Source organism: Bacillus sp. JJ634, assembly GCF_036962285.1.
GTDB classification, from domain to species: domain Bacteria; phylum Bacillota; class Bacilli; order Bacillales; family DSM-1321; genus Peribacillus; species Peribacillus asahii_A.
Map to the genome: position 1 here is coordinate 390 of NZ_JBALMU010000067.1, position 8,695 is coordinate 9,084.

Sequence of the window (8,695 nt, forward strand, 5' to 3'; positions counted from 1 at the left end):
ATTAGAGCAATCGCTTCTGGTACTAATGGAGGTTAGTTTAATGGGAAATAATTACAGATTATTATCTTTTGTGTTAAATTAAGAATGATGATAATTCTTAACTTTTTAAAAGAGGAGGACCCAAATGAAGCGAAACCCCCGTCCAACAGACCATTATGATAAACAACTTCTCCATATCGATGAACAAATTTGTGCTTTATTAAGGCAAAGAAAAGACCTTTCCAATAATCCGGGTATTCCATCAGACGATGTTATCTCTAACTGGGCTGCAAAATACGGGTTTGATGAAGAATACTTATATCAACTATTCGGGATTATGAGATATGAGGAACTTTTTAAATCTCGTATTGAACCCACTAGATTCAGAAAGCACATACCTGTTTTAAAATCGATTGAAATTGATGAACGTTTTTATTCGGTTACGGTTATTCGGCAGTATGAGAACGCTAGCGTAGTACAACTCCATATTGATTGGGATGAGCCCGATGATTCACCAATAGACTTACATAACAGACTCCATAAAAATATATTTGAATTGTTTATAGGTGAGCAATACGATTGTCGAAATGATGGAAGTAAAGGCTCGAAAGGACATTATGCTCATAATTTCATTGTTTCACCACCGTTACCCGATGATATTTCAAGAATTGATTTAGTATTTAAAGAATATAGCGATGCTTTTAAAGAAAAGCCAACAGGTCTTGAAATTGTTATACATTTAGAATAACTACTACTATTGGTTTGCGTTTCTGTAATCAACAGGAACGCTTTTTCGTTAATGTTAGGTAGGATAAGTTTGGAGTGGCTGTTTATTATCAGTAATTATTCAACTACAGGGTGCGATGCTTCAATAAGGGGTATCGCTTTTTCTTATTCAAGTAACGGGCAGGTTAATTCAATAAGGTAATGAATTGTTTAGGGAGAGTAGAGGTTGAATATGAATCAATTATATTTGGCATTAAATGAAGCAGGTTTGATGTTTAAGGGGCATATAGAACAGGGAGAGGTTGATTTCATTCTTCTTGAAACCTATGAGAATGGAACAAAACAATCAGTGGATTTAAATACATTTGAAACGCTTTTCGGGGATGTCAAAGGGAATCCAACCTATGAAGCCTTGTCGGGAACTCATACTTTTAAATTGGGAGATACAGAATACACTATGACTGCTGAGGAAATGGGTTATCAAAAGTATTTCAACCAATGGAAAGAGCAAGGATTGTTTAAATCTTAATCAACAAACGGGGTTAGTTGAAGAAAGACATATAATATATAAATATACAGCAAATGGACAAAGGAGGAGAACAAATGGGTTTCTACTGGGTGGGTCTCATCTTTTGGATATTAATTGGAGCTTCGTTGCTTTTATTTATATGGGGTCTATGGAAAAAATCTTGGAAAGCATTATTAATGAGTGGAATTTCACTTTTATTACCATCCCTATATTTTGGTGGTGCAGAGAATTGGTTTAGACTGCTTGTGCTTCTTCCCCTAGTCCCCTTCGTACTTGCTTATTGTACAAGAAAGAGAGTTAAGCACTTTTTATGATTAAGAATCCGTTTCTTGTTGAACTAACGGAGTGCGTTAGTGAAAGAAAGAGATGTTAATTACAACATCTCTTTTTACTTAAAATTCTCGTTCGTCTTCAATTTTCAGCATTTCTTCATCTATGATGTCAACTAATTCTTGAATGCTAAACATATATAGAACAACCTCTTTGTCAACATCCTCAATATGAATTTCAGCTTGAATCCGTATTTTTGTCGGTTGTCCTTTATAAATAACATCAAAGGTTTCAATTTCTTTTATTTCGTTGTCTTCTTTCATTGTGTTGATTTCAGATTGAATAGTATTGATTTCATCTTGATTAAAACCTGAATCCAATATCGAGGAGGATAAATGTTTTAAAAAAGGTTCTACCTCTTCAAGACCAAAATTCATTCCGGCTGCATATGGTGCTTCTTGGTAATCATTTGTATTATTTTTTTTATTAACCATATAAATAGTACCTCCAACTAAAAGTATTATAATAAGACTAGTGATTAAAAATTTCACATATTTTCACGCCTTTCCATTTATCATTATAAAGCAACATTTAATCTTCTTCGATATTGCTAATCGGTGTAAATAATTCCAAGATTTTTTGATATAAATGAAAGGCTTCTTCCTAAACTAACTGGTGCTTTGCTTCAATATGGAGTGAAGCCTTTTTCTTATTCAAGTAACGGAGCAGGTTAGTTGAATAAGAAAAACGATTAAATGCGTATTTGACTCATTTAGTGAACTAAAAGGTCATACTAAGGTAAAAAAGGTGTGACTTTTGTGAAACAAACATTATTTCTTATCACAATAATTTCATTACCATTACTATTGGGATTAGTTAAAGAGAAGGAAGAAGAGTGTCTTCCTTGCAAAGAATGCTACGATATAGCTTGGGATGACGGATGGGGAGAAGGATATGCGACAGGTCAAGTAAACCAAAGATATAGCATTGTTAGAACTCTTATACAAATGGGCAAAACAGACCAAGAGATTGTTTATATAGCAACAACCAGCTATGTTGAATTAAAGGACATAAGAAATCAGCTTAATGTATATCATGGTTATTTTGAGTTTGAAGCATCAAGATATGAACTTATCAGGACTCTTCTAAAAGAAGGTAAAACGGATGAAGAGATTGTCAAAAAAGCACATTCAAGTTTTTATGAATTGGAACAAGTGAAAAAACAACTTAAACAGTATAATGGAAAATTCAAATGGGAAGTGCAGTAAATAAAGAACTTAATATAAGCGAAAGTGATAAGTCTTGGTGAACCAAACGAAAATATTGTGAAGAAATGTATTTAAGCTAAAGGGTGCGTTAATTTAATAAAGAATAACTAATTGGGAAGATTAAGGGGGAACTGTAAATATGGGGTGAATTTAATTGGTTAAACAATGCTTAATCTTATTAGGATTTTTTGTATTTACTTTTAACCCAATGCAAACTGTTAAAGCAGAAACTACTCCAAAGGCAGAAAATTCGTATTTCACAACAGAAGATATTGTTTCAGACCTTGTATTTCCAACTATTGATAAAAGAGTGATAAAAGAATATGGAGGCGATGACCTATTTGCCTGGGAATGGCAAAGAATCGTCGGTATAAAGTACAACAACAATCATTCTTATGATGTTGCCGTAAGAATCAATATTCCTTCGAAAAATAATGATAATGTTAAAGAAGATTTAGTTAAGGTAAGAGTATCCCCATCATGTGACAGTGAAAAAATTAATAAGCAGAAATGTAATCACGGTTTTAAAATTGAAATAGTAGAATACAAACATTTGTCCAAATAAGGGTTATTAAGTCTATACCAGTTTGGATGTTAAAAGGGTAACGAATTAGCTACCTTTTTTGGTGAGATTAACATAAATTTATTTTTGTAAAGTGCATACTTCGGAACCATGAAGAACAAAAAAACAAGGAGAAAATAATTCTCCTTGTTTTCGTCTAAACTATTGTTGAGTAAATACAAATGTTTCTTTTAACGGTCTGCCTTCGCTGCCTTTTTGAGTCCAAATAACTTCTATTTCTAATTCAGTCGCTTTTTCAGCTAAAGCAAAATTAGTAAAACGATAAGGGATTCCATCGTTCAATTGTTTTGCTAAAGAAATCGATTGTTCAAAGTGTCCTTTATTGCATTCCTTTTCATCAGGACAGCCAACTAGTGCATATTTCGTTTTCGAACCAGGCTCATTTCTATACATATAGACTTCCGCAGATAATACATCTTTGCCGATTTTATCAATCTTTAAAGAATAAGTATGAAATTTCCCCTTTACAGGTTTTACAGTTTCTTCACCTTGTTTGACTTCTCCTACTTGAACTGACCATTGTTTCGATGTTTGTTTGGTCGGCAATTGTTCAAATGTTAAAGCCTGAACCTGAAACGACAGCCCGATAGTAAAAGCACAGAAAAAAGCAAGAGAAATAAACCATTTATTCATTTGTCCACCTCCTTTTCATTATAGTTTCCCCTTAAGTGATAGAAATATTTTACAAATAACACAAGGATTTAGAGAAGGACGCTCACAAAAAGAAAAAGCTTTTCTTTTATATAAATTCACTTTTGTAAAGTAGGGCAAAATAAGAAAAAACTTATAAGCGAGGTTCTTTATGAAAAAAAGCCTTTTAATATTAATTGCCTTCTTAACTCTTTTCTCATATTCCCCCGTCCAAGCCGAAACCGTAACTAAAAGTGATGTACAATTGCGTGATGACTTGATTTACATTTTGCTTGTTCCTTTAATTTATAAAGAAATAGAGAAACAGTACGGCACACCTAAGCAGTTTTATTGTGGTAACATTATCCAAATTAAGAAACTAGAACAAGGCAGTTACTACTTTGATGTTACCGTACAGGTAACGACATTTGAAGGAGCCCACAATCCACCTAATGATTTAGTGACCATCACGTTCAGTAATCATCGTTCTCCAAATTGGCAGGCGGTTGATTTCAAAAGTAGAAGGTTAAAGCCAAACGAAGAACAATGCAGATAACCTTTGGAAAAGAGGTGAATTTATCTTGAAAAGACTATATGTACTGATTTTAATCATACCTTTATTTATTTTGGGGTCGTTCGAAGCTTATGCACAGCCTAAAGAATGTCCTGTGTTAAGCGAATTAGAGAAAACATCCATCAAGGATAGAAAAGAGGTAATTGAAGCATTAAATACTTTAATACCAAAAACTTATGGAATTGGAATAGCTGATTTTCCTGACATGTATACTAAATGGAATGTAGTAACTGCCAAACCTTTTCCTAAAACAGTTGGTAATAAAGAAGAAGAAGACTATTTTGGAATGGCAAAGACCTTTTGTGGTAAAGAAATTGCTGAAAAGTCGTGGCTTGTTCGTTTAGATTTCCCCAAAGCACCTGGAGCTAACTTAGCCCAAGGTCAAATATTTTTAGCTAAAAGTAAGGAAAAAGGATGGTTTGTTTGGTTTCAATACCATTAAATTGCTATTCCTTATTGAACTAAAAAGATTGTCAAAAAAGACAGTCTTTTTTTTAATGAGATTAACAAAAATTCATTTTTGTAAAGTGGGTAAAATAAGAAAAAACCTATAAGCGAGGTTCTTTATGAAAAAAACCTTTTTAATATTAATTGCCTTCTTAACTCTTTTCTCTTATTCTCCAGTCCAAGCCGAAACCGTAACTAAAAGTGATGTACAATTGCGTGATGACTTGATTTACATTTTGCTTTATCCCTCAATTCAACAGGAATTGGAGAAGCAATATGGCGAAATTAAACAAATTGAATGTGGTAATATAATCCAAATTAAGAAGCCGCCACAAGGCGGTTACTCATTTAATGTCACCGTGCAGGCAACAACATTTGAAGGTGCTCACAATCCTCCATATGATTTAGTGACAATCACTTTTAGTAATGTAAAAACCATCGAGTGGCAGACTATTGATTTCAAAAGAAGAAGGTTAAAGCCAAATGAAATAACTAAATGCAGCCATTCTTTGTAAAAGGGTGGCTTTTTGCTGTTGTCCTTTGCGATTTATAGATTTTTGTAAAGTTCGTGAAAGAATGTACTTAAATTAACGGGAAGGATAGTTGAAGGGATGGTAAAATAATGAAAGGTACAATAAGCATAATTTAGTAATTTAAAAGGGGAAGTGTTTTTGAATGGACCAATTAGCTTTTTCGGGGTCAATGGGAATTTGGTTAGAGATATTTTCAGCTTTTATGTTGACCACATGTCTTTATTTCACTCTTACATACTTTGGACACTTAAAAAGGGGAGATGACCGTCTGATAAAACAATCAAAGCTTTTTGCAGTAATTACTCTCTTTCTTGCTTTGGGAGTTCCTCGGTTTTATCAACTATATCTAGTCAACCAAATGATGCCATGAGTAGTTAGTTTGTGATGAAATGTACTTCAACTATTGGGTAGCATTACTGGAACAGGGTAATGCTTTTTTTCTGTTCAAGTAAATGGCAGTTTAGTAAAAAAAGAAGTATTAGCAATGGCAATACAGAGGAGGGGATATTTTGTTTGCAATAAAAGAGTTTGCATCAAGTTTTTTACTTATAGTCAGTTGGTTTATATTTGCTGTAAGTGCTTATTTACTTTATTGGACAATCATTATGCCTTTACTAGCAATCATTCCTTTTTTTCTTTCTTTAACTTCTGGTTTATTATGTTTGTACTGTTCAAGAAAACTTGATGATAGGAAAAAGAACAAATAGTCATTCAATTAACGAAGTAGGTTACTTGAATAAGAATATTGAATTATATAATAAGGAGGGGGCGGGTTTTATGTTAAAATCAAAGGTCTTTATTATAACAATACTAATGTTTAGCTTATTATCTATCTTTATAATTCAAAAAAAAGACGTGATTTTTCAAGAAGGAAACCCTATACCGTTAGCTGTGGCTATATCTAAAATTATTTTTCAAGATAAAGAAATAGCTGAAGTAAAGGGAACAGAGGAAGTAGATGGGATTTACGGATATTTAGTAAGACGAGGGGAAATGGAGCCATACATTAAAATGATGAAAAAAGACGGGTGGCGTTTTGTAGAAAGAAACGAGATTTCAAATTCTTTAGTATTTGAAAAGGGGAATACGACTCAAAGTGTTGCTTATCAATACTATACAAGGTGGTACACAATAATTTATTCTTCTTAAATTAACGGGTGCGATTGCGAAATAAGAGCAGTCGCTTTTTTACTAAAGATGCAGTTTAATTAAAAAATATAGAAATATATGGTAATCTATATGCGAGTGAAAATTAAAACTGGAGGAAATCAGATTGGGAGACTTAAATATTTTTTTATCTTTCGGTGCAGGGGTTTTATCCTTTATATCCCCCTGCTGTTTGCCCTTATATCCTGCGTTTTTATCATATATTACAGGCTTAACAGTTAGTGAGTTAAAAGAAGATAACAACAAATTAAACCGTAAGGCAATGTTTCATACTATTTTCTTTTTGATTGGGTTTTCTATTATTTTTGTAGTGTTAGGGTTATCAACATCGTTTATTTATAATCTTTTTTATGCATATATTGATTTGATTAGACAAGTAGGGGCTATTTTGATAATTGTTTTTGGTTTAATTATTGCTGGGATTTTTCAACCAAAATTTTTAATGATGGATAGAAAAGTAAATTTTAAAAATCGTCCATCAGGGTATATAGGTTCTGTTTTAATTGGAATAGGATATGCTGCTGGTTGGACCCCTTGCGTGGGACCAATATTAGGTGCCGTTATGACCCTTGGTTTATCTACTGGTCAGGGCTTAATATATATGATTGCTTATATACTTGGGTTTTCTATTCCCTTCTTTACAATGTCATTTTTTATTGGTAAATCAGGGCGGATAAAGAAATATAATCACAATATAACTCAATTTGGCGGTTATTTCACAATTATTATGGGCGTTGTCTTATTTTTTGATTGGATGACTAACATCACATCTTTTCTTACAAATAATGTATTTAGAGGCTTTGTAGGATTTTAATGCCTTACTAAAGAGTGCGATTATGTGCGATTGTTTTTAGGTTAAGGAGGCTTAATTTATATGGTAAATTGGGGACAAATTAGAGAAAAGGGAAAAGTACGATTTGTCTTGTTATATGGAATGGTTCTATCAATACCATTGGTTCTTGACTATTATATAGTTAAGTTTCTTCTTAACTCATTTCGATTAGAGTTTGCTTATATTGAACTTTTGATTGTTTGGATTACTTGTACTTTATTAAGTCTTATATTCTCTTTGTATGCTTGGTGTAGGATGGAGAAAGATTGGTTTAACAATAATTCCTTCTTCAAGTAACGGGTGCGATGCTTCAATAAGAGGTATCGCTTTTTCTTATTCAAATATAGGGTCAGGATAATTTAATAAAAAATAACTGAACGGAGAGACTGTTACTGAAATTTAAATTAGAAATGAGGTAGTAAATTGGTATTTCTTGTTCATTTATTCATTGCCCTAATCCTATTAAATTGTAGCCCAATAACAACTATGGCTAAAGAAATTAAGTATAATCATAACAGTATTACCATTTCAGAGATAAAAGAAAAAGTTGATTTTACTGTTTTGACTCCGCAAAAGATTCCTGATGATTGGACATTAGATACCAAAATAAAACCTTGGGTAATGCTACATTATATGGACAGCAATGATACCAAGTTGTTGGTCGCTATTCATTTGAGAAAGGGATTTCCATTATCCGCTGACGATTTTCCTTATCGTCAGCAAGTTGATATAAACGGAAACAAAGGTTATTTTCAGGAATGGGAAAAAAGTGGTGAAGTTGATAAAAGTGGAGACATCATTACCGGTGGCTTACTGAATTGGATACAAGATGGTACTTCTGTAGAAATGAATAGTTTCAGATTATCAAAAGAACAAATGTTAGAAATTGCAAGGTCAATGAAATAGGCTTGTTAAACTAACGAAGCAGTTTTGTTTCACAAGAATTTTGTACTGAAGTAGAATAAATATATTAAATAAATCGTCAACAGTTTGGAGGAAGAGAATAAATGATACGTTACGTTGGTATTTATTTACTTACAATATTGATAACTGTTGTTTTAGGTTTTACAATGCCTTGGTTAATAGATTTTATATTTGGTCCAGGTGAGTATCTTGTACCAATACTTTTAAGTTTATTAGCTTCTTTTATAATAACC

Annotated in this window: 13 protein-coding genes; 11 read left to right on the forward strand and 2 right to left on the reverse strand. The window is 32.6% G+C overall.

What is annotated here, in order from left to right:
* The first annotated feature begins 124 nt into the window (after positions 1 to 124).
* Together V7068_RS11610 and V7068_RS11615 are read left to right on the forward strand one after the other, a co-directional pair.
* Entirely contained in the window at positions 125 to 727 is a 603-nt protein-coding gene (locus V7068_RS11610; RefSeq protein ID WP_499712923.1) for a hypothetical protein, read from the forward strand.
* A gap of 210 nt (positions 728 to 937) precedes the next feature.
* Positions 938 to 1,234, forward strand: a complete 297-nt coding sequence (locus V7068_RS11615; RefSeq protein ID WP_499712935.1) for a hypothetical protein — start codon at positions 938 to 940, stop codon at positions 1,232 to 1,234.
* A gap of 392 nt (positions 1,235 to 1,626) precedes the next feature.
* Here the strand turns inward: V7068_RS11615 and V7068_RS11620 are convergent, their stop codons facing one another.
* Positions 1,627 to 1,998, reverse strand: coding sequence for a hypothetical protein (locus V7068_RS11620; protein ID WP_499712924.1), 372 nt, complete (start codon positions 1,996 to 1,998; stop codon positions 1,627 to 1,629).
* A 324-nt stretch (positions 1,999 to 2,322) separates the two neighbouring features.
* On the opposite strand from V7068_RS11620, the gene V7068_RS11625 reads away from it, so the two are divergent.
* Both V7068_RS11625 and V7068_RS11630 read left to right on the forward strand, forming a co-directional pair.
* Positions 2,323 to 2,772, forward strand: a complete 450-nt coding sequence (locus V7068_RS11625) for a hypothetical protein (protein ID WP_499712925.1) — start codon at positions 2,323 to 2,325, stop codon at positions 2,770 to 2,772.
* Between the two features lie 154 nt (positions 2,773 to 2,926).
* The gene (locus tag V7068_RS11630; RefSeq protein WP_499712926.1) at positions 2,927 to 3,337 is read left to right on the forward strand and encodes a hypothetical protein; all 411 of its coding nucleotides are present in this window, start codon (positions 2,927 to 2,929) and stop codon (positions 3,335 to 3,337) included.
* Between the two features lie 159 nt (positions 3,338 to 3,496).
* On the opposite strand, the gene V7068_RS11635 is transcribed toward V7068_RS11630, so the two are convergent.
* Complete coding sequence (locus V7068_RS11635) at positions 3,497 to 3,988, reverse strand: YozF family protein (protein WP_499712927.1); 492 nt, start codon at positions 3,986 to 3,988, stop codon at positions 3,497 to 3,499.
* 169 nt (positions 3,989 to 4,157) lie between these two features.
* Between V7068_RS11635 and V7068_RS11640 the strand changes: the two genes are divergently transcribed.
* The 7 genes from V7068_RS11640 (at position 4,158) to V7068_RS11670 (ending at position 8,444) form a co-directional block, all read left to right on the forward strand.
* Positions 4,158 to 4,541 carry a DUF3888 domain-containing protein gene (locus V7068_RS11640; RefSeq protein WP_499712928.1) on the forward strand — a complete coding sequence of 128 codons (384 nt, stop codon included), beginning with the start codon at positions 4,158 to 4,160 and terminating at the stop codon, positions 4,539 to 4,541.
* Between the two features lie 25 nt (positions 4,542 to 4,566).
* The gene (locus V7068_RS11645) at positions 4,567 to 5,001 is read left to right on the forward strand and encodes a hypothetical protein (protein ID WP_499712929.1); all 435 of its coding nucleotides are present in this window, start codon (positions 4,567 to 4,569) and stop codon (positions 4,999 to 5,001) included.
* A 124-nt stretch (positions 5,002 to 5,125) separates the two neighbouring features.
* Positions 5,126 to 5,521: a DUF3888 domain-containing protein gene (locus V7068_RS11650; RefSeq protein ID WP_499712930.1), complete on the forward strand. Its 396-nt coding sequence runs from the start codon at positions 5,126 to 5,128 to the stop codon at positions 5,519 to 5,521.
* A 527-nt stretch (positions 5,522 to 6,048) separates the two neighbouring features.
* Positions 6,049 to 6,246, forward strand: a complete 198-nt coding sequence (locus V7068_RS11655) for a hypothetical protein (protein WP_499712931.1) — start codon at positions 6,049 to 6,051, stop codon at positions 6,244 to 6,246.
* Between the two features lie 70 nt (positions 6,247 to 6,316).
* Complete coding sequence (locus V7068_RS11660; RefSeq protein ID WP_499712932.1) at positions 6,317 to 6,688, forward strand: hypothetical protein; 372 nt, start codon at positions 6,317 to 6,319, stop codon at positions 6,686 to 6,688.
* Positions 6,689 to 6,812: 124 nt separating this feature from the next.
* A complete protein-coding gene (locus V7068_RS11665) occupies positions 6,813 to 7,520 on the forward strand; it encodes a cytochrome c biogenesis CcdA family protein (protein ID WP_499712933.1) in 708 nt (235 codons plus the stop codon).
* A 441-nt stretch (positions 7,521 to 7,961) separates the two neighbouring features.
* Complete coding sequence (locus V7068_RS11670; protein ID WP_499712934.1) at positions 7,962 to 8,444, forward strand: DUF4367 domain-containing protein; 483 nt, start codon at positions 7,962 to 7,964, stop codon at positions 8,442 to 8,444.
* Positions 8,445 to 8,695: the final 251 nt, after the last annotated feature.